This window comes from Adlercreutzia equolifaciens DSM 19450 (assembly GCF_000478885.1).
Taxonomy (GTDB): Bacteria; Actinomycetota; Coriobacteriia; order Coriobacteriales; family Eggerthellaceae; genus Adlercreutzia; species Adlercreutzia equolifaciens.
On record NC_022567.1, the window covers coordinates 1,207,100 to 1,228,483 of the forward strand.

The window sequence follows — 21,384 nt, forward strand, 5'->3', positions numbered from 1 at the left end:
TAACGGGGGCGCCGCTGGTTTTTGCTATGATGCTTTCGGTCAACTATGTCCGCGTCTCGGGCGCGAACTGTCGGAAGAAGAAAAGAAGAAAGAAGGACGGCATGACACGCAAGATCGACATCTTCGATACCACGCTGCGCGACGGCGAGCAGTCGCCGGGCGCCTCTATGAACACGGAGGAGAAGCTCGTCATCGCCCGCCAGCTCCTTCGCCTGAACGTCGATGTCATCGAGGCCGGCTTTCCCATCTCAAGCCCCGGCGACTTCGAGTCGGTGCGCCGCATCTCCGAGCTGGCCGGCGACGCGGCCGTGGTGTGCGCGCTCACCCGCGCCGTGGACAAGGACATCGACTCGGCGGCCGATGCGCTGAAGTTTGCGAAGCGTCCCCGCATCCACACCGGCATCGGCGTGTCGCCCTCGCACATGCGCGACAAGCTGCGCATCACCGAGGACGAGTGCATCGAGCGAGCGGTGCATGCGGTCAGCTACGCCAAGAAGTACGTGGAAGACGTGCAGTTCTACGCCGAGGACGCGGGCCGGTCGGACTTCGCGTTCCTCGCGTGGGTCATCGAGGCGGTCATCAAGGCGGGGGCCACGGTGGTGAACATCCCGGACACCACGGGCTACTCGCTGCCGGAGGACTTCGGCGCGCGCATCAAGTACCTCATGGACAACGTGGCCGGCATCGACGATGTCACCGTGTCGGTGCACTGCCACAACGACTTGGGCATGGCCACGGCGCTGTCGCTGGCCGGCGTGCGCAACGGGGCCACGCAGATCGAGTGCACCATCAACGGCCTCGGCGAGCGCGCGGGCAACACGGCCATGGAGGAAGTGGTCATGGCCATGCGCATGCACGGCGAGGAGCTCGATGCGCACACCGACATCAACACCCGCGAGTTCATCAAGGCGAGCCGCTTGGTCAGCTCCATCACCGGCATGAACGTGCAGGCCAACAAGGCCATCGTGGGCGCCAACGCCTTCGCCCATTCCTCGGGCATCCACCAGGACGGTGTGCTGAAGAAGCGCGACACCTACGAGATCATCGATCCGGCCGAGGTGGGCGTGGGCCAGAGCCAGATCGTGCTGACGGCCCGCAGCGGACATGCGGCCTTGAAGCACCGCCTGGAGGAACTCGGCTACGAGTACGAGGGCGAGGAGCTCGACCGCCTCTACAACGCCTTCCTCGATGTGGCCGACAAGAAGAAGGAAGTCTACGACGAGGATCTGGAAGCGCTCGTGAACGAGCGCGATCGCGAGGAGTGCGCCATCTACACGCTGGAGGGCGTGCAGGTCAGCTGCGGCTTCCCCTTGAAGCCCACGGCCACGGTGACCCTGCGCGGGCCCGAGGGCGACGTGCGGACGGTGTGCGATTGGGGCGCCGGCCCGATCGATGCGGTGTACAAGGCCATCGATCAGATCGTGCAGGTCGACAACGACCTGTCCGAGTTCGCCGTGAACGCCGTGACCCGCGGCATCGACGCGCTCGGCGAGGTGACCGTGCGCGTGAAGGCCGCCGGCGGCGAGGTGTATGTGGGCCGCGGGGCCGATGGCGACATCATCGTCAGCTCGGCGAAGGCCTACTTGAACGCGCTCAACCGACTGCTCGCCGAGAAGCGCTAAAGGAGGCCTCGTCTCTAAGGGCGTTGCCGAAGAGCGTGCCTGGCGTTACGTTCACCGAAGCCGATGGGACATCTCATCGGCTTCTTTATTTCCCTTTTCCGTCCTCAAGTAAAATAGTGCGATATCGAATTTCAAGGAGGCACGTTATGGCTGAGGACAACAAGCTCGGGCGCAAGATCACCACGCTGCGCGAGGCGCATCATCTGACCTGCCAGGATCTGGCCGACCGTTGCGGTTGCGACGTGACGGTCATCGAGAAGCTGGAGGCCGGCGAGGTGCCGCCGTCCCTGGCGCCGCTGATCAAGCTCACCCGCGCCCTCGGCGTGCGTCTGGGCACCCTCATGGATGACGATGAGACCTACGGGCCCGCCTACATCAGCACCGATCAGATGGAGGAAGTGGAGCGCGTGAAATCGCTCCAGACTGCCAAGGATGCCGGCGACCTGTCCTACTTCAGCCTGGCCGCGGGCCGTCCCTCCCGTCATATGGACCCGTTCATCATCACCGTGAGCCCCACCGGCGAGGCCACGCACAAGCTGGATTCCCATGAAGGGGAGGAGTGGCTCTACGGCATGGAGGGTGAGATCGAGATCGAGTACGGCAACGAGACCTACGTGCTCGGCCCCGGCGAGTCCATCTACTACGATTCCATCGTGCCCCACCAGGTGCGCGCGCACAATGGGCAAAACGCGAAGTTCTTGGCGTGCGTATATACGCCGTTCTAAGCGGGGGAGGGATCTATGACGGAAGAGAACAAGACCACTGACGCCCCCGTTCCCGGGTCTCCCGATTATCCGCTGCACTCGGAGCTGACTATCGGCGCCTACTTGAAGCAGCAGGTGGCGATCGATCCCGATCACGAGTTCGTCGTGTACCCGGACCGCGACCTGCGCTGGACCTACAAGGACTTCGACGAGCGCACCGATGCTTTGGCTAAGGGCCTCTTGGCCATCGGCATGAAGCCGGGCGATCATTTGGGCGTGTGGGCGCGCAACATCCCCGACTGGCTCACCTTCATGTACGCCTCCGCGAAGATCGGCGTGGTCATGGTCACGGTGAACCCGGTGTACAAGTCCCACGAGCTCGACTACGTGCTGAAGCAGTCGGACATGAAGGCGCTCTGCGTGATCGATGCCTACCGCGATGTGGACTACCTGCAGATCATCCGCGATCTGGTGCCCGAGTCGCTGAATGTGCAGCGCGGCTTCCTCCATTCCGAGGAGTACCCCTTCCTCGAGAACCTCATCTACATGGGGCCCGAGAAGCACCGCGGCTTCTACAGCGTGCCGGAACTTCTGCTGCTCGGCCAGCACAAGCCGGACAGCTCCCTGGAATGGGCCCAGGGCCAGTTCGACAACAACGACGTGGTCATGATGCAGTACACGAGCGGCACCACGGGCTTCCCCAAGGGCGTCATGCTCACCCATCGCAACATTCTGAACAACGGCTTCTACATCGGCGAGGGACAGAAGCTCGGCGCCGAAGACCGTGTGTGCCTGCCGGTGCCGTTCTTCCACTGCTTCGGCTGCGTGCTGGGGGTCATGGCCTGTCTCACCCACCGCTGCACCATGCTCATCGTGGAGGAGTTCAACGCCGAGCTGGTGCTTCAGGCCCTCGACAAGGAGAAGGCGACGGCGGTCTACGGCGTGCCCACCATGTTCATCGCCGAGCTGAACCACCCGGACTTCGACTCCTTCGACCTGTCGCATCTGCGCACGGGCATCATGGCCGGCAGCCCGTGCCCGCCCGAGACCATGCGCGAGGTCATGGAGCGCATGAACATGCGGGACGTGACCATCTGCTACGGCCTTACGGAGACGAGCCCGGTGTTCACCCAGACCTCCGTGGACGACGACATCCCCCACAAGTGCGAGACCGTGGGCCGGGCGCACCCCCCGGTGGAAGTGCGCGTGCTGGACGTGAACGACGGCCACATCTGCGCGCCGGGGGAGCACGGGGAGCTGTGCTGCAAGGGCTACAACGTCATGAAGGGCTACTACAAGATGCCCGAGGAGACGGCCAAGGCCATCGATGCGAACGGTTTTTTGCACTCCGGCGACATGGGCACCGTGGACGAGGACGGCTACTTCCGCGTCACGGGCCGCATCAAGGACATGATCATCCGCGGCGGCGAGAACATCTACCCGCTCGAGGTGGAGAACTTCCTGCTCACCATGCCCGGCGTGCTGGACGCCCAGGTGGTGGGCATCCCCGACGCGAAGCTCGGCGAGATCGTCGGCGCGTTCATCCGGGTGCGCCCCGGCTTCGAGGATATGACCGAGGACGACGTGCGCGCCTACGCCATCCCGCGCATCGCCCGCTACAAGGTGCCCAAGCGCGTCTTCTTCGTGGACGATTTCCCCATGACCCCCTCCATGAAGGTGCAGAAGTTCAAGCTCCGCGAGATGGCCGAAGAGCTGGTGAAGTCGGGGCAGTAGGGGAATGGCGAAACGCGCGGGGGTTCCACTTCGCCCCGCGAGGCTGCACCCCATCCGGCCGATCCCGTAGGGGGCGACCTTGGTCGCCCCTCCTCAAGCGAATTTAACTTACCAGGGGAGGGCTGACCGAGGTCAGCCCCTACGGGGAAATCGGATCAAGCAATCGTTTTCATGCAAAAGGCCCTGCGATTTGCGTCGCAGGGCCTTGCTCGTGAAGGGGGGATGGCTGCCGTTCGGTGCCTACAGGTCGGTGCCGGCGATCCAGTCGAGGGCCGGGTATTCCACGACGCCGTCGTGGCGCTCCAGCTCGCGGGCGATGGTGATGCGCTGGATGGTGGGGGAGCCCTCCTCCAGCCACAGCGCCCGGCAGTCGCGGTAGAGGCGCTCGGTGGGGCCGTAAGGCGAGTCCTCGAAGTAGCCGTCGCCGCCGAAGATCTCCAGCATCTCGTCGGAGACCTTCTTCACTGCCTCGATGGAGAACAGCTTGCACATGGCCGCCTTCTCGGCGATGTAGGGGTTGTGCGGGTCGCGGTCGTAGTCCTCGGCGAAATCGATGATCATGCAGCGCAGGGCGTGGGTGGCCGTGGCCATGTCGGCCAGCTTCATCTTGATGGCCTGGCGCGTGTTGATGGTCTTACCGAAGGTCACGCGGTCGCGCGCCCGGGCCAGCGACATCTCCAGCATGCGCTGGCACATGCCGAGGTTCGAGTCGGCGATGTGCACGCGGGAGATGGCCAGCGAGTGCATGGCCACTTCCATGCCCTGGCCTTCCTTGCCAAGCAGGTACTTCGGCTCGAGCTTCACGTCGGTCATTTTGAAGCCGGCGTGCCCCGCGCCGCGGCAGCCCATCATGTGCGGCATGTCCACGAGCTCGAAGCCCTCGGCATCCATGGGCACGAAGAAGGCGGAGAGGCGCTCGTCGCCCTCCTTGTCGGGGTCGGTCACGGCGATGACGTAGGCGAACTGGGCCACGTCGGTGTGAGAGATGAGCCACTTCTCGCCGTTCAGAATGTAATTCCCATCCGCGTCCTTCACGGCGGTGGTGTGCACGTCGGCGCCGGTGCCGCCGGTCTGCTCGGTGAGCGCGAAGCAGGTGAAGATGGTCTTGTCAGCGAACTTGTCCATGTAGGCGGCCTTCAGCTCGTCGCAGCCGTAGTCGTCCAGGATGCGCCAGTTCAGGTCGGCGGCGTAGTGCAGGTGCATGCGCATGCCGCCCGGGCCGCGCGAGAACTCCTCCTGCACCTGCAGGATCTCCTTCTCGGTGAAGCCCCATCCGCCGTATTCCTCGGGCAGCGCGTAGCGGTACAGGTTGTTCTCGCGGGCCAGGTCGATGAACTCCTGCGGGAACTTGTTGGTGACCTCCACCTCACGCTGCATCTCCTCGAAGGGGCCTTCCGCCAGCTCGCGGCAGGTCTTCAGGAAATCACGGAACTCCTCGTCGGTTAACTTGCCCATAAAGCCTCCTCGTGATCGTGTGCCCGTGCCATCGCGCGCGGGCGCGTATACCCTGATGAACAGTTTGACAGCCCGTCTTGAGGTTCGTCCAATAGAAACCGCCCGAAAATTTCCAATGGAAAATAGGCAAAAGCTATGGAAGGGGCCTACTTCTACAAATTGCGCCGCATCTGGGCTTCCTTGATCTCGTTTTCAAGGGAGCTGTGGATGATGTTGGCGAAGGGGCCGGCCTGACCGCCGATGGACTCGACGCCGCGGGCGTCGCAGCGGCGGATGTAGTAGTAGAGGAAGGCACAGGTGTAGAACTCGGCCAGAAAGTCGATGTTTTCCTTCGGCAGGTAGCGGTTGGACAAAATGATGTCGATGTCCCGCTTCATGGCCTCAAGGTACAGCGCGTACAGGTAGTTGCGCAGCGAGTAGGGGCCGTTGTCCACGAGCGCCTGGCGGTAGAAGTTGCGGCGTCCCTCCAGCACCTCGGCGAAGCACTGGAAGAACTCGGCGTGGTCGAGCGAGCGCACGCCGGACTTCTGGGTAATATAGTAGGGGAATCGCGAGGTGGGATCCTCCGGGTTATCGTCGTAGAGGAGCACCGACTCGGAGAAGTGCTGCTTGAGGCACTGGCCCATGTCGTAGCGGAAGATCCAGATGATGAGGCGGTCCTTGTTCTCGAAGTGGTAGTAGAAGGTCTTGCGGTTCTTCCCCGTGCGCTCGACGATATCGCTGATGGACACCTTGCGCAGGGGCATCTCGTCGCACAGCTCCACAAAGGCGTCGGAGATGAGCAACATGGTGGAAAGCGCGTTCATGGGTTCCTCCTTCGATTCTCTTCCGTTGCGCTCATTATAGGATCTTTCGAAGAAATATGGGACAGATAAAACGGAATGGGCAATGGAATTGCCGATGACTCGGTTAGTTGCGCCTATTTAACGGGGTCAAAACGGCCACTTATGCGGCAAATGCCTATGGATGATGAAGATTTGCCTATGAAGTACTACACAGATAGATAAATCTGTCCATCGTAAAGCAAAGCAATCTCCGTAGAATAAGAGTCACGAGGAGACTTCAGCTCGGTCGGCGCTTCGAAAGGCGGACAAAGCAAGTCAAATTGGGTAGAGATTTCCAAATACAAGGATCATGAGAAGGCAACATGGTCAAAAGCCTGAAATCATACCTAATACCCTTGAAACCTGTGGGGAAGTAATTGAAAGGAGTTTAGCCGTGGCGAAGTACCAGAAACTGGTGGAGCCGTTTAAGATCGGCAATGTCGAGCTGCGCAACCGTTTCGTGATGCTGCCGATGACCATCGAGAAGGTGGACAACTACCACGTGACCGATGACTTGGTGGACTTTTACGAGCAGCGCGCAAAGGGCCATGCCGGTCTGATCGAGATCGGGTCGTGCTATGTGTGCGACTGCTTCGGCACCGAGCCGAAGTACCACACGACCACCGGCGCCTGCGGATGCTGGGACGATGAGTTCATCCCCGGCTTCCAGCGCATCGCCGAGGTGTGCCACAAGCACGGATCCAAGGTTGCCGCCCAGCTGCAGCTGTGCTACGAGTGGCGTGCCTCTGGCGACGATCCGCTTTTGTCCTACGCTCCTTCCAAGGACGTGCCCTCCGGCCCGTTCGTGGGCATGCCCGAGCGCGAGTACACCAAAGAGGAGATCGCCGAGGTCGTCAAGCAGTACGGCCAGGCCGCCCGCCGCTGCAAGGATGCCGGCATCGACATCATCGAGATCCACGCGGGCATCGGCTACATGGTGATGCGCTTCCTTTCCAAGTACTCCAACCACCGCACCGACGAGTACGGCGGATCGGCCGAGAACCGCGCCCGCTTCCTCTGCGAGATCATCGACGAGATTCACAAGACCTGCGGCGATGACATGCCGATTCTCGTGCGCATCTCCGCCGACGACCTCATGCCCGACGGCAACCGCATCGCCGACACCCTCGAGCTCATCCCGATCATCGAGGCCCACGGCGTTGACGCCTGGTCCGTGCAGGCCGGCTTCCACGAGGCGCCCCGCCCCGTGGCCAACCAGATCGTGCCCGAGGGCGAGTTCATCGACCTCGCGAAGCAGGTGAAGACCGTGACCAGCAAGCCCGTCTTCCCCGGCACCCGCATCAACACGCTCGACATGTGCGAGAAGGTCGTCACCGAGGGCTACGGCGACGCGGTGGGCATGGCGCGCCAGTTCATCGCCGATCCCGACACCGCCCGCAAGGTGGAGGAGGGTCGTCCGGAGCAGGTGCGTCCCTGCATCGTGTGCTCCCGCTGCCTGGACAACATCTTCATCGGCAAGCCCTGCCAGTGCTCGGTGAACGCGAACGTGTGGGAGGGCGTGGAAGTGGGCCTGCCCCAGGACAAGCCCGCCACCGAGAAGCAGCACATCGCCGTCGTGGGCGCCGGCCCGGGCGGCCTGGAGGCGGCCCGCGTGGCGGCCGAGCGCGGGCACAAGGTGACCGTGCTTGAGAAGTCCGACAAGCTCGCCGGCCTGCTGACCATGGCCCAGGTGCTCAACGCCAACATCGAGCCTCTGGTGTCCTACTGGAACGAGGAGATGAAGCTTCATCCCAACATCGAGATCAAGCTGAACACCAAGGTCGACGTGGACACCCTGCGCGCCCTGAACCCCGACCAGGTCATCGTCTCGCCCGGCGGCGGCATCATCCCCATCGACGTGCCCGGCATCGACGGCAAGAACGTCGTGAAGTCCGAGGACATCAAGGCCATGTGCAACGGCATCGTGCCCGAGGGCAAGGGCATGATCTGGAAGGCGGCCGTGGCGGCCATCAAGGCCCAGGGCGGCACCGTCGGGTTCATGCGCATGGGCCTGAACATGAAGAGCGGCCCGACCGCCATCGTGGGCAAGCGAGTGGTGGTCGTGGGCGGCGGCTTCGCCGGCCTGGAAGTGGCCGAGGCCATGTGCGACGGCCGCGAGATCTGGGTGATCGACCCGGCCAAGAAGCTCGGCAACGGCATCGGCATCATCGACAAGAACCCCACCATCAACCTGCTCAAGAAGAAGGGCGTGCACCTGATGCCCCTCACCGAGCTCATCGAGGTGACCAAGAAGGGCGCCAAGGTGAAGAACGTCGAAACCGGCGAGGAGCAGCTTATCGAGTGCGACACCGTGCTGACCTCCCTCGGCGTGGAGCAGAACACCGATCTGTACGACGAGATCGTGAAGGTGTGGCCGCGCGCGAAGCTCATCGGCGACGCCACCACCCCCGACGGCAAGGTGTACCGCACCCTCGAGGCCGTCAAGGGCGGCTACCAGGCCTCCATGGCCATCTAAATCGGGCTTATCCCCGGTTGCGGGCGCCGTGTTCAAACGGCGCGGCGCCCGCTCTCTCAATTTGGTTCAAACGCGCAGGCGTTTTGAATAAAGGCAACGTTCCTTAAAGGAGGAAGAAATGGATTTCAGCTATTCCCAGCAGCAGCTCGAGATCAAGCGCGGCATTCGCGAGTGGGGCAAGAAGCACCTGACCGAGGAGGCCATCGCCGCCGGCTATAAGAACCGCGGCATCGCCCCCGAGATCGCCAAGGCGTGGGTCGACGACGGTTGGGGAATGTACGGCCTGCCCGAGGAGTACGGTGGAAAGCCCGTCGACCATCAGACCATGGCCATGATCATCGAAGAGCTGAACCACTGCGGCGGCAACATCCCCATGGCTCCCAACCTGCTCATCATGTTCGACATGGTCGAGTTCGGCACCCCGGAGCAGATCCAGTACGCCATCGACTACTACAAGGAGAACGGCTACCCGCCGTACTGCCTGGCCATCTCCGAGCCCGAGGCCGGCTCCGCCAACCAGTGGATGACCACCACCGCCACCAAGGACGCCGATGGCAAGATCCACATCAACGGCACGAAGACCTGGGTGACCTCCGGCGAGAACTCCGACGGCTTCATCGTGGTGTGCAAGGACGAGGACCCCTCCGCCGAGAACAAGGAGATGTCCATGTACCTGGTGCCCGCCAACTCCAAGGGCGTCACCATCGAGCCGCTGAACAAGATCGGCATGCAGATCATGCCCTTCTCCAAGATCATCTTCGACGACGTCGTGGTTGACGAGTCCGCTCTGCTCGGCATCAAGGGCAAGGGCTTCCTGCAGCTCATGAAGAACTTCGAGTGGGAGCGCTGCGTGCTTCTGGCGGAGCTGCTCGGCGAGGCTCAGGCCGCCATGGACGACGCCTGCGCTTGGGTTAACGAGCGTCAGCAGTTCGGCAAGGGCATCAAGACTTTCCAGCTCGTGCAGGAGCACATCGTCGAGATGCAGATCGAGCTCACCAACACCCGTAACTTCCTGTACCGCACCTGCTGGAAGATGGACAACGGCATCCCGGTGAACAACGACGCCGCCATGCTGAAGCGCTACGGCGCCCCGGCGCTCACCGACTGCTGCTCCCGCGCCCTGCAGCTCATGGGCGGCCTCGGCTTCACCGACGAGACCCGCGTCTCCCGCCTCATGCTCGACTGCCGCGGCTTCCAGATCGGTGGCGGCACCGTCGAGATCATGGTGCACATCTCCGGCCGCGGCATCCTCAAGGAGTACGCCAAGGCTGCCGAGGATCCGGATTACCTCTGGACCATCTAAATCGCTCCTGCGATACAACTCGGATGGAAGGGACCTGCGCATGCGGGTCCCTCTTTTTTGCTTGGAATCGACCTGGGGGAAGCGCTCCGGAAGGTGCTGCTCGCTGCCCGCTGCGCGCTTTTTCCTCCTGCGAACGCGGCAAAAGAAATAGCGAAGATGACGCACATCAGTCGGTACCGTCCCGGCATCGTTGCTGCTGAAGTGGAAGCTATTTCTTAACGGCCGCGTTCTCCGGAGGGCGCGCAGAGGTCGTCGATCAGCACCTTCCGGAGCGCGTGCAGGGGGGCGGTGAGCGACGTCTCCTGGAGGCGCGCAGAGGTCGTCGATCAGCACCTTCCGGAACGCGCGCAGAGGGCGGCGAGCAGCATCCTGAGTGCTTTGAACCAGTGAAATGAGATGCAGAAAAAGGGCACCTGTCGGTGCCCTTTAAGGTTCGTGAGGTCGATTACTGCTGGTCAGCGGAAGGGGTGGGCTTTGCCTTCTTGCGGGTGCGGCGGCCGTGGCAGGTCATGCCGATTTTGCGGATGGTGCAGGTGCGCACGTTGTGGCAGTAGGCGCAGCCTCGGCGCTTCTTCTGGGTCTCGTTGTACAGGCCGATGACGCCCCAGGTGCTCCAGCGATCCGACGGCGTGCCGTCCTCGGCGGCGGTGAGCCCCAAGCGCTTCTCGGTTTGGGTGAAGAAGGCGAGCGTCGTGTTCATGGTGAGGGGGAAGTCCTCGACGCCGGTCTCCAGGGTGCTGCCCCGGTGCAGCCCGCGCTCGTGGGCGTCGTCGGCCACGGCCTCGGCCAGCTTGTCAGCAGCCAGGGAGGCCATGGCCTCCAGGCAGGCGTCGAAGAGCAGGGCGTCCATGTCGCTTTTCACGAGGCGCTCCCGCAGGCAGGCGATCTCCTCGTCGGTGCCCACGGTGGAGACCACCATGGCCGTGTGCTCCGCCTCGCTCATGCGCTCGTAGGCGGCGCTGCCGTAGAGGACCGCGAGCGTGCCCACGAGCTTGATAGCCGGCTCGGTGTACTTCGGCGGCAGGGTGCAGATGGCGGGATTGAACAGCTTGTAGACCCCGCGCGGATGCAGCTCGGCGCTCATGGCGTCCGCCATGGCACAGATGGAGTCGGCGAGCATGGGATCGTCGGAGAGCTCGGCGTCGAGGAAAGCCTCGACGACGGCAGGATCGATCCGCTCGACGGAGCAGTCGATTTCATGGATGACGTGTACTTGCATGGCCGCCTCGATTCTTCCAATGATTCAAGCGGTATCTCTTCTCTGGGACTATTCTATCAATGAATCCGATGAATTGGGATACTATTGGACAAGTATTGGTAAGATTGATCGTATTTCGGACGAATTAATGGGACAGATTTACGAATATGTCTATATAATGCCGCAGCGGTCTTTTCTACAATGGCTCTCGAGCGGTGCGCCGGCCCTTTTTCGAATCCTAGGAGAAGGGGCGCTGCGCATCGTGTAAACTTCCAAGGAGCATCTGGCGCGCCCGTGCGTCGGTGCCACTACCATCCGATGCCCCCGCGCGTCGGAGCCAAGTCGTTCGAGCCGCCTTGCGCGGCCGCCGTTAAGAGAAAGGGAGCCGCCGTGAAACGTGCGCTTACCCCCGGCACCTTCGACCCCATCACCGCCGGACATCTCGACGTTATCAGCCGTGCCGCCCAGCTTGTCGACGAGGTCATCGTTGCCGTGGCTGTCTCTGCGAAGAAAAAGCCGCTCTTCTCCCTCGAGGAGCGAGTGGCCCTTGTGAAGGAGGTCACGCGCGATTTGCCCAACGTGCGCGTCGAGCCTTTCGACGAGCTGCTCGTCGACTTCGCCCGCCGCATGGGCGCCCAGGCCGTGGTGAAGGGATTGCGCGCCATCACCGACTTCGAGTACGAGTTCCAGATGACGGCGCTCAACTACCAGCTGGACAAGGAGCTGGAGACGCTTTTCATCATGTCGACGCCGCAGCATATGTACCTGTCGTCTTCCATCGTGCGCGAGATCGCCTCTCTCGGCGGGGATGTGTCCCAGTTCGTGCCGCCCTGCGTGAACGAGGCCCTCGTCAAGCGCTACGCCGAGCTGCACGCGGCCCAGTAGATCCGGTCGCTCGGCCGAGCCGCGCTCTGGCGGCCATTGGTTGCGGGCTGTAACCGCGCCCTGAGGGACAGAACGTCCCTTATAAGGGCATAAGAACTTCCAATAACTCCCAGAAAGCCCTGATCTGTCCCATTGCGGACGATCGGGGCTTTGTGCATTTTGGGACAGATAGAAAGATACGTCCGTATGGTGCGGACAAAAGCGGGGGAGTAGTGGTGTTGCGCGTAAAGGACCTTCCGTAAAATTACCCTTAAGAGACCGTATACGGGTGAAAGGGATGAGATGAACATCGTCGTTTGCGTGAAGCAGGTGGTGGACACCGAGGCCGTCATAGCGCTTGACGGGGCCGGAGAGGTGGAGCTAACGGGCCAGACCATGGTCATCGATCCCTACAGTGAGTTCGCCGTGGAGCGCGCCGTGCAGCTGAAAGAAGAGCTGGGCGGCACCGTTACCTTGCTGACGCTTGGCTCTCAGGACTGCCTGGCCGCCGTGCGCCACGGGCTGGCCATGGGCGCTGACGCGGCCGTGCTCATCGAGGACGACCAGTGGACGGCCCGCGACGCCGCCCAGGCCGCGGCCCTGCTCGCCGAGGCGGCCTCCACGATGGGCGCCGACCTCATCATGGGCGGCTGGAAGTCCGGCGACACGGCGGCGGCCCAGGTCATGGGGCGCATGGCGGCCATCATGGGGCTTCCCTTGGCGAATATGGCCACGGGTCTTTCCGTGGAAGGCGACGCCATCGTCGCGGAATGCGAGGTGGACGACGGCGTGGAGACCGCGCGCCTTCCTCTGCCGGCCGTCGTGGCCGCCCAGCAAGGGCTGGCCGAGCCGCGCTACCCCTCGGTGCGCGACGTCATGCAGGCGCGGCGACGTGGCGCCGAGGTGCGCCCCGTGGCCGACCTTGCCGCGGCGGCCGAGCCGACAACGGTGACCGTCGTCTCCCGGGAGCTGAAGCCGGGTCGCTCCGGTGGCCGCATCGTGGCGGGAGAGGCGCCCGAGGCCGTCGCCGAGACGGTGCGCCTTCTGGCCGAGGAGGCGAAGGTCCTCTAGCCCGCCGCTCATTCGCTTCCAACGTTCGCGCAGGTTTTTAAGAGAAAGGTTTTCTCATGGCTGATATATGGGTAGGGGTCAACGGTGCCGATGAGGCGCTGCGCCAGGTAAATGCCGAAATGCTGGGTGGTGCCCGGGCGCTGGCCGACCAGGCGGGCGCGACGGTTGTCGCCGTCGTGTGGGGCGCGTCCGCCGCAGGCCACGCCAAGGCGCTCGCCTCGTGGGGCGCCGACCGCGTGGTGGTCGTGGAAAGCGAGGCCGCACCGGCCCCCGAGGCCGTGGCCCGCACGCTGGCCCGGCTGGCCGCCGAGAGCGCCCCGGCCGTGGTATTGCTCGCCGACGGCGCCGAATCTCGCGTGGCGGCCCCTCTTCTGGCCGAGGCCCTGGATGCGCCGCTGTTCTCGGACGTGGTGGATATCGAGGCCGGCGACGAGGTCGTCTTCACGCGCCTGCCCTACACCGCCAAGGTGATCGAGCGCGCAACCGCAGCCGCCCCCACCGTGGTGGCCACGGTGCGCCCGAAGGCGCTTCCGGTGCCCGAGGCCGACGCCTCCCGCACCGCCGAGGTCGTCGCGGCCCCGGCCGACGCAGCCGACCTCGCCCGCATCGTGCAGTCCGTGGCCCGCGCCGCCTCCGAGCGTGTCGATCTGGCCGAGGCGGACATCGTCGTGGCCGGCGGCCGCGGCTGCAAGGGGCCTGAGGGCTTCGCGGTCATCGAGTCTCTGGCCGATGCCCTGGGGGCCGCCGTGGGCGCCTCGCGCCCGGCCGTGGACGAGGGCTGGGTCGACATCCAGTACCAGGTGGGCCAGACGGGCAAGACCGTGGCGCCCTCGCTGTACATCGCCTGCGGCATTTCCGGCTCCATCCAGCACATGGCCGGCATGGGCGCCTCGAAGTGCGTCGTGGCCATCAACAAGGATCCCGAGGCGGAGATCTTCGCCGGCGCCGACTACGGCATCGTCGCGGATCTCTTCGAGGCGGTGCCGCTGCTGGAGGCCGCCGTCCGCGAGCGCAAATAGGGGAGGTGCGTCATGGGCGAGGTGCCGGCACGCGAGGTTCTGTGGAACATCACGGGCCACTGGCTGATCTACCCCTGCTTCATCGCGGCGCTGGCCGTAGCCGTCGTCTTCTTCGTGCGGCGCTGGCGCCTGTGGAAGATCGGCGAGCCCGAGAATCGCTCCGATAGGCGCGGCGAGCGTCTGCGCGGCGCGGTGCGCGACGCCCTTCTGCAGGTGAAGGTGGCCGAGCGGCGCGGGCCCGGGCTCGTGCACGTGGCCATGTACGTCGCCATGATCATCCTGCTTATCGCCACCGCCACCGTGGCCGCCCAGGCCGATTTGGGGCTCCCTCTCGTTCAAGGCGACTTCTACCTGTACTTCCTCTCGCTCACCGTCGACATCGCCGGCGCCGCCTTTTGCATCGCCATGGTGGCTTGCATCGTGCGTCGCATCGCGAACCGCGCGCTTGACACCAAGCCCGGCGACATCGTCGTTTTGGGCCTGCTGCTGGCCATCGGCCTCACGGGATTCGTGCTGGAGGGCCTGCGCATCGCCGGCACGGGCGATCCCTGGAGCGCCTGGTCGCCGGTGGGGAGCCTCTTCGCAGGGCTCTTCGTCAGCTGGGACCAGGGTCAGATCGAGCTTGCCCACCGCGTGCTGTGGTGGTTCCACATGGCGCTCGCCTTCGCGCTCATCGCCTACTGGACCTATTCCAAGCTCGTTCACGTGCTGCTCGTGCCGGCCGGCGTCTACTGGCGCGATCTGAAACCCAAAGGCGAGCTGCCCTTCATCGACATGGAGGACGAGGGCCTGCTCTCCTTCGGTTGCGGCCGCTTGGAGGAGCTCACGTGGAAGGATCTGTTCGACACCCAGGCCTGCGTGCGCTGCAACCGCTGCCAGGACCTCTGCCCGGCCTTTGCCACGGGCAAGCCCCTAAGCCCCAAGTCTTTCATCCAGGATTTGGGCGCCGAGCTAGAGCAGCGGGGGCCCATAATCTACCGCTTGCAGAAGGAGGCGGCCCTGGAGAAAAACGGCGCGGCCGCCGACGAGGGCGGGAAGGGGGCGAAGGCGGTTCCCGAGCTGCCGGCGTCCGAGGCGCTCCTTGAGAACGCCGATCTCGCCGACGCCGAGCGCGCCATCGTCGATCGCCCGCTCGTGGGCGCGGTCATCGCGCCCGAGACCCTGTGGGCCTGCACCACCTGCGGCGCCTGCATGGAGGCGTGCCCGGCCTTCGTGGAGCACGTGCCGAAGGTGGTGAAGATGCGCACCTACCAGGTGTCCATGGAAAGCGCGTTCCCGCCGGAGGCCCAGGCCACCTTCCGCAACATGGAGAACAACGGCAACCCGTGGGGTCTGGGCTGGCAGACCCGCGCCAAGTGGGCCGAGGGGCTGGATGTGCCCACCATCGCCGAGGCCCCCGATGCCGAGTACCTCTACTGGCCCGGCTGCTCCGGGGCCTTCGACGCACGCAATCGCAAGGTGTCCGCGGCCTTGGTGTCGCTGCTCGCGGAGGCGGGTGCGAGCTTCGCCATCTTGGGCAACGAGGAGAAGTGCTGCGGGGACGCGGCGCGGAGAATGGGCAACGAGTTCGTCTACTTCATGCTGGCCAGCGAGAACATCGCCACGCTTCAGGCCTACGGGGTCAAGAAGATCATCGTGCAGTGCCCCCATTGCTACCAGGCCCTGGCCCGGGACTACCCGCAGCTGGGCGGCCATTTCGAGGTGATCCACCACAGCGAGCTTTTGGCACGGCTCGTGCGCGAGGGGCGCCTGCCCCGCGCGAGAGAGGCGCTCGGGCGCGTGTGCTTCCACGACTCGTGCTATCTGGGCCGCTATCAGGACATCTATGAGGCACCGCGCGAGGTGGTCCGTGCCGCCGGCGGAAGCGTGGCGGAGATGGAGCGCGCCCGCAAGACGAGCTTCTGCTGCGGAGCCGGCGGCGGTCGCATGTGGCTCGAGGAGAGCGCCGGTGCGCGCATCAACGAGGCGCGCTGCGCCCAGGCGCTTGACACCGACCCCGATCTCGTGGCGACTTCGTGCCCGTTCTGTCTGACCATGCTCGCCGATGGTATGGTATCGGCAGATTCCGATGTGCCCGTGAGGGACATCGCCGAGCTGTTGGCAGGAGCGGAAAAATGAGCGAGAGCGCGGGCAAGATGAGGCACGGAGCCGAGAAGACGGCGAAGGCGGTGGGCGCGACGGCCGCGGGCGCGGCGGAGGGACGGCGTGTCCAGAGCATCCGAGAGCCGCTTTCCCCCGGCGCCTACGTGGAGTACTCGGTGGACGATCAGCCTGGTGTGGTGGAACGCGCCCGGGCCTTCCTCGCAGGAGCGCCCGGCGAGTCGGTGGCCCCGCGCATGGCCGCCACGGTTATGCTGGTGAGCGAGGGCAAGCCCCATTATCGTCGTTTCGAGAGCCCGCTGGCGGGGGGAGCGCCCATCGAGGAGACCGTGGATGCGGCTCCGGTGGATGTCTTCATGCTGCGCCGCGCCTCCACCATGGCCTTCACGCCGGACGCCGTGGTGTTTCCCGGCGGCGGCATGGACGTGCGGGATGTGGAATGTGCCGTGCCCTGGGCCGGGCCTTCTCCGGAGCAGTGGGCCTGTCTCATGAGCTGTCCCGTGTCCGTGGCAAAAGGCGTCATTACGGCGGCGGCCCGGGAGGTCTTCGAGGAGAGCGGCGTGCTTCTGGCCTCTGCTCTCGACGGAGGCGCGCCCGTCGACGAGCGCGAAGACCATTGGGCTGCCGAACGTGAAGCCGTGGCCACGCGGCGCGTCTCCTTCGGGGAATTCCTTCGCGAGCGGGGGCTCGTGCTGCGCAGTGATCTGATGCGCCTGCGCAGCCATTGGGTCACTCCCGAAAGCGAGGCACGGCGTTACGATACCTATTTCTTCCTGGCGCGGCTGCCCGAGGGGCAGCACGCCGATGGCCGCACGAGCGAGGCCGTGGAGGCGGCCTGGATCGCCCCGGGCGAGGCGCTCATGCGTTTCGATGCAGGGCTGCTCAAGCTCGTGCCCCCGACTATCTCCAATCTCACCTCCATCGTGGCAGCGACCTCGGTGGACGAGGCGTGGAATACTCCCTTCGACGGGCACGTGCGGCCGCATCCGGTGGCGCGGGCGTGCGGCGAGGTGGTGCTCGGCTGCGAGGTGAGCGAGACATGAGTGCGCGCTTCACGCCTCCGGACAACGAGGCCATGGTGGGGCCTTTCGCCCAGTGCGTGCGACATCCCAACGCCACGCCGCTCACCTATCACGGCACCAACAGCTGGATTCTCGCCGCTCCGAACGACGGGGCCTGCGTGGTAGTGGATCCGGGTCCCGACGACGCCGCCTGCATCGGGCGCATCGCCGAGGCCTGCGCTCGGCGCGGCCTCACCGTGGCCGCCGTGGCGGTAACCCACGATCATTTCGACCACGCCGAGTGCGCCGAGGAGGCGGGTCGGGTCTTCGGCGCGCCGGTGCTGGGCGTGGCGTCGGGCACGCTGGGCCCTGGGCCCCTTGAATTGCCCGGAGTGTCGCTGGCCATCGAGGTCGTGCCGCTGCCCGGCCACTCCAGCGATTCGGTGGGCTTTCTTGTGGAAGAGGGCGCGCTCGTGGTGACGGGGGATGTGGTGTTCGCCCAGAGCCCCACGATGGTCTGCTGGCCCGACGGGCGCATGGGCGACTATCTGGCGAGTTTGGACGTGCTCGGGCGCCTGGTGGCCGAGCGCGGCGTGGAGCGCCTGCTGACGGGCCACGGGCCGGTGATCGAGAACCCCTCCGAGCGCATCGAGCAGGCGCGCCGTCACCGCCTCCAGCGGCTGCAGCAGGTGGTGTCCGCGGTTCGCAGCGGCATCCCCGCCGATGCCGAGGCCTTAGTGGAGGCTGTGTACAACGACGTGCGGCCCGAGCTGCACGACGGTGCCGTTCGCTCGGTGAACGCCCAGCTGCGCTATGCCTTCGACGAGGGCATCCTGCAGGAGAACCGCTAGCGCCGGCGGCCTCGTTCCGCCCGGCACGCGATAGAGCCGCATGCAAGTGCCCCGCGGGGCTGAAAGAGAGAGGAAACCTATGGCCATCACCTACACCGAGGAGCAGCGCGAGCTCGTGAAGCTTGTGCGCGACGTCGCCCGCAACGAGGTCATGCCGTACGTGGCCGCGGCCGACAAGGCAGGGGAGTGCCCCCGCGAGCTGTACCAGTGGGGCTTCGATTTGGGACTGCACATGGTGGAGATCCCCGAGCAGTTCGGCGGCATGGGCTTAAGCTACGAGACCTGCGCCATGATGTTCGAGGAGCTGGCCTGGGTTGACGCCGCCTACGCCGACACCTTCGTCACGAACTTCGTCGCCTTCCGCAACATCCTTCTGAACGGCACCGAGGAGCAGGCGCGCCACTTCGTGGAAAAGACCGAGAACAACGGATTCGCCGCCTTCTGCCTCACCGAGGCGAACGCTGGGTCGGACGTCGCCGCCATGCGCACCACGGCGGTGCTCGACGGCGACGAGTACGTCCTGAACGGGACGAAGACCTTCATCACCAATGGCTCCATCTCCGACATCTACGTGGTGTTCGCCAAGACCGATCCGGAAGCCGGCGCCCACGGCATCACGGGCTTCCTCATCGACGGCGACACCCCGGGTCTTGCTGCCGGCGCCAAGGAGCACAAGATGGGCTTCCGCCTGTCGGACACCACCGAGGTCGTTCTCGAGAACGTGCGCGTGCCGAGAAGCGCCGTCATCGGGGAAGTGGGCCAGGGCATGTCCATCGCCCTGAACGCCCTGAACCTCTCCCGGGCCTTCATCTCCACGCTGGCCGTGGGCATCATGCAGCGGGCGCTCGACGAGGCCGTGGCCTACGCCAAGCAGCGCAAGCAGTTCGGGCGGCGCCTCATCGACTTCGAGATGGTGCAGGCTATGCTGGCCGACATGGCCATCAAGACCGAGGCGGCCCGCGTTCTCGTGAACAACTGCATGCGCCAGATGGACGCCGGCGAAATGGTGCGCAAGGACGGCGCCATCGTGAAGACCTTCGTCACCGACGCCATGCAGGAGGTGGTGAGCAACGCCGTGCAGGTGCTCGGCGGCTACGGCTATTCCGAGGAGTATCCCGTTGAGAAGCTCATGCGCGACGCCAAGATCTTCCAGATCTTCGAGGGATCGAACCAGATCCAGCGCATGACCATCGCCAAGGAGCTCGACCGGGAGTACCGATAAGTTAAAAGAAGTCTCTAGCAAAAAGTCCGAGCGCGATCAGCGGTGCTCGGGCTTTTTGCTGCTTGTCCGGCTGCCGCTGGGAGGTATACCTCCATGCTCAAACAGTCCTCGCTCGGCGAAAGTGCCCACTGGGCACTTTCGTTCGCTGCGGAACTGCGCGTGGAGGCACACCTCCCAGCGGCAGCCTACTCTACCGACGGTGAAGAGATCACTCCGCTTCCATGCGCTCCTTCAAGATTTGCGCGAGGATGAAGCGCTTCACCTTGCCAGTGGCGGTGACGGGGATCTCGTCGATGATCTCGATGCGCTCGGGCCACAGGCGCTTGGCCACGTGGCGCTCCCTCAGGTAGGCGATGAGATTGTCCTGGGTGGGAGGCGCGGCGGGGTCGCTCGGTACGACGAAGGTGCAGATGCGCTCGCCGAGGCGCGCGTCCGGCATGCCGATGGTGGCCGAGTTGGCCAACCCCGGCGCGCCGATGAGGTCGTCGTCGATCTCCCGGGCCGAGATGTTCTCGCCGCCGCGGATGATGACCTCCTTCTTGCGCCCGTTGATGCGGATGCGCCCCTCCCCATCCATGTAGCATAAATCGCCGCTATAGAACCATCCCTCATCGTCCAGGGCGCGATCGGTGCGGTCGCGCTCGTTCAGGTACCCCACGAACATGTGCGGCCCCCGCGAGATCTCCTCGCCCTGGGCGCCCCGGGGCACCTCGTTGCCGGCCTCGTCGATGACCTTGACCTCGATGCCCGCGAAGGGTACGCCCGACCAGGCACCGTTCCATTCGGCACACTTCTCTGGAGGGACGAACACGTGCGGGCAGCTCTCCGTGGAGCCGTAGATCTCGCAGAGGAGCACCCCGTAGCGGGCCGCGCGCTCGATGAGCGCCGGGGGCAGGGGCGCGCCGCCGCAGCAGAACAGCCGCAGGGTGTCGAAGGCCAGGCCGTCCTCGGCGTCCAGCACGTTCAGCATGTCGTAGATAAACGGCGTGGCCGACATGGACCAGGTGACGCCTTCGGCGTTCATGAGCTCGATGGCCTCGCGCGGGCGGAAGTCCTGCTGCAGCACGGCCCGGCCGCCGAGCAGAAGCGGGGAGATGAGCCCGTGGAAGAAGCCAGTAGCATGGTTCAAGGGCGAGGGCATGAACATGACGTCGCCCTGCGTACGCCCGAGCTCGTTCGTGAAGACGCGCTCGGAGAACAGGATGTTGTTGTGGGTGAGCATGGATTGCTTCGGCTTGCCCGTGGTGCCCGAGGTGGGCAGAATGCAGGCCACGGAATCGGCGGACACGGCGACGGGCTCGCGCAAGGGCTCGAAGCGCCCGTAGATGTCGTCGAAGGTGGGAAGCTCCGAGTGGCTCGGCGCCTGCTTGTCCAGCACGGCGATGGCGGCCAGGCTCGGTATGGCGTCGCGAACAGAGAGGATCTGCGCCTCGTAGTCGGTGTTGTGGGAGAAGGTGGGGGAGAGGTAGGCTCGGGAGCCGACGAGGTTCATGGCGTATTCCAGATCCACGTCGTTGTAGTTGCGCGGCACCGGGTGCACCACGCCGCCGACTTTCAGCACGGCCACATAGGCGATGGTAAACTCGGCCCAGGTGGGGAACTGCAGGGTGACGACGTCGCCGGCTTTTACGCCCTCGGCGACAAGCCATGCGGCCACACGCCCGGCTTTGTCGTCAACCTCCCCGTAGGTGAGGCGGCTTCCCGTGTCGTCGCAGACGTATTCGCGGTCGGGGTGAGCGGCACTCGTTCGCTCCCAGATGTCGGCGATGGTGTCGTGCGTCCAATACCCCTTGTCGTACCAACGCTTCTTAAGCGCCTCGTTGATCTTCAGGTCGTCGATCATGTCAGCCCCTTCTGCTTTTCTGACCGGCCGCTATCGCTCCCCAGGCGGCCACGAACCTTGTAGTTACTATCATACAAACGACCGTGTCGAAATGGTC

Annotated in this window: 16 protein-coding genes; 12 read left to right on the plus strand and 4 right to left on the minus strand. The window is 64.7% G+C overall.

The window, feature by feature from the left end:
* The first annotated feature begins 101 nt into the window (after positions 1-101).
* The 3 genes from AEQU_RS04720 to AEQU_RS04730 all read left to right on the plus strand — a co-directional run bounded on the left by AEQU_RS04720 (position 102) and on the right by AEQU_RS04730 (position 4,060).
* Positions 102-1,622, plus strand: coding sequence for a 2-isopropylmalate synthase (locus AEQU_RS04720; RefSeq protein ID WP_041714478.1), 1,521 nt, complete (start codon positions 102-104; stop codon positions 1,620-1,622).
* A gap of 146 nt (positions 1,623-1,768) precedes the next feature.
* Complete coding sequence (locus AEQU_RS04725) at positions 1,769-2,347, plus strand: helix-turn-helix domain-containing protein (RefSeq protein ID WP_022739788.1); 579 nt, start codon at positions 1,769-1,771, stop codon at positions 2,345-2,347.
* A gap of 15 nt (positions 2,348-2,362) precedes the next feature.
* Positions 2,363-4,060: an AMP-binding protein gene (locus tag AEQU_RS04730; protein ID WP_022739789.1), complete on the plus strand. Its 1,698-nt coding sequence runs from the start codon at positions 2,363-2,365 to the stop codon at positions 4,058-4,060.
* A gap of 240 nt (positions 4,061-4,300) precedes the next feature.
* Here the strand turns inward: AEQU_RS04730 and AEQU_RS04735 are convergent, their stop codons facing one another.
* Complete coding sequence (locus tag AEQU_RS04735; protein ID WP_022739790.1) at positions 4,301-5,515, minus strand: acyl-CoA dehydrogenase family protein; 1,215 nt, start codon at positions 5,513-5,515, stop codon at positions 4,301-4,303.
* 152 nt (positions 5,516-5,667) lie between these two features.
* Positions 5,668-6,321 carry a TetR/AcrR family transcriptional regulator C-terminal domain-containing protein gene (locus AEQU_RS04740; RefSeq protein ID WP_022739791.1) on the minus strand — a complete coding sequence of 218 codons (654 nt, stop codon included), beginning with the start codon at positions 6,319-6,321 and terminating at the stop codon, positions 5,668-5,670.
* Positions 6,322-6,733: 412 nt separating this feature from the next.
* Here AEQU_RS04740 and AEQU_RS04745 point away from each other — a divergent pair, with 412 nt between their 5' ends.
* On the plus strand, positions 6,734-8,815 hold the full coding sequence (locus AEQU_RS04745) for an oxidoreductase (protein ID WP_022739792.1): 2,082 nt from the start codon (positions 6,734-6,736) through the stop codon (positions 8,813-8,815).
* 118 nt (positions 8,816-8,933) lie between these two features.
* A complete protein-coding gene (locus tag AEQU_RS04750) occupies positions 8,934-10,118 on the plus strand; it encodes an acyl-CoA dehydrogenase family protein (RefSeq protein WP_022739793.1) in 1,185 nt (394 codons plus the stop codon).
* A 445-nt stretch (positions 10,119-10,563) separates the two neighbouring features.
* Here AEQU_RS04750 and AEQU_RS04755 read toward each other — a convergent pair whose 3' ends face one another.
* Positions 10,564-11,337, minus strand: a complete 774-nt coding sequence (locus AEQU_RS04755) for a hypothetical protein (RefSeq protein WP_022739794.1) — start codon at positions 11,335-11,337, stop codon at positions 10,564-10,566.
* Between the two features lie 369 nt (positions 11,338-11,706).
* Here AEQU_RS04755 and coaD point away from each other — a divergent pair, with 369 nt between their 5' ends.
* From coaD to AEQU_RS04790, 7 genes are all read left to right on the plus strand, one after another.
* Positions 11,707-12,201 (plus strand): pantetheine-phosphate adenylyltransferase, encoded by a 495-nt coding sequence (gene coaD, locus AEQU_RS04760; protein WP_022739795.1) that lies wholly within the window; start codon positions 11,707-11,709, stop codon positions 12,199-12,201.
* A gap of 282 nt (positions 12,202-12,483) precedes the next feature.
* A complete protein-coding gene (locus AEQU_RS04765) occupies positions 12,484-13,251 on the plus strand; it encodes an electron transfer flavoprotein subunit beta/FixA family protein (protein ID WP_022739796.1) in 768 nt (255 codons plus the stop codon).
* Positions 13,252-13,307: 56 nt separating this feature from the next.
* Positions 13,308-14,270 carry an electron transfer flavoprotein subunit alpha/FixB family protein gene (locus tag AEQU_RS04770; RefSeq protein ID WP_022739797.1) on the plus strand — a complete coding sequence of 321 codons (963 nt, stop codon included), beginning with the start codon at positions 13,308-13,310 and terminating at the stop codon, positions 14,268-14,270.
* A gap of 12 nt (positions 14,271-14,282) precedes the next feature.
* Complete coding sequence (locus tag AEQU_RS04775) at positions 14,283-16,388, plus strand: heterodisulfide reductase-related iron-sulfur binding cluster (protein WP_022739798.1); 2,106 nt, start codon at positions 14,283-14,285, stop codon at positions 16,386-16,388.
* Positions 16,385-17,413 carry an NUDIX hydrolase gene (locus AEQU_RS04780; protein WP_022739799.1) on the plus strand — a complete coding sequence of 343 codons (1,029 nt, stop codon included), beginning with the start codon at positions 16,385-16,387 and terminating at the stop codon, positions 17,411-17,413. Before AEQU_RS04775 ends, AEQU_RS04780 begins: the two co-directional genes overlap by 4 nt.
* A complete protein-coding gene (locus AEQU_RS04785) occupies positions 17,410-18,222 on the plus strand; it encodes an MBL fold metallo-hydrolase (RefSeq protein ID WP_022739800.1) in 813 nt (270 codons plus the stop codon). The genes AEQU_RS04780 and AEQU_RS04785 overlap by 4 nt, the downstream gene beginning before the upstream one ends.
* Before the next feature lie 79 nt (positions 18,223-18,301).
* Positions 18,302-19,444 (plus strand): acyl-CoA dehydrogenase family protein, encoded by a 1,143-nt coding sequence (locus AEQU_RS04790; protein ID WP_022739801.1) that lies wholly within the window; start codon positions 18,302-18,304, stop codon positions 19,442-19,444.
* Between the two features lie 208 nt (positions 19,445-19,652).
* Here the strand turns inward: AEQU_RS04790 and fadK are convergent, their stop codons facing one another.
* Positions 19,653-21,287 (minus strand): medium-chain fatty-acid--CoA ligase, encoded by a 1,635-nt coding sequence (gene fadK, locus AEQU_RS04795; protein WP_022739802.1) that lies wholly within the window; start codon positions 21,285-21,287, stop codon positions 19,653-19,655.
* Positions 21,288-21,384: the final 97 nt, after the last annotated feature.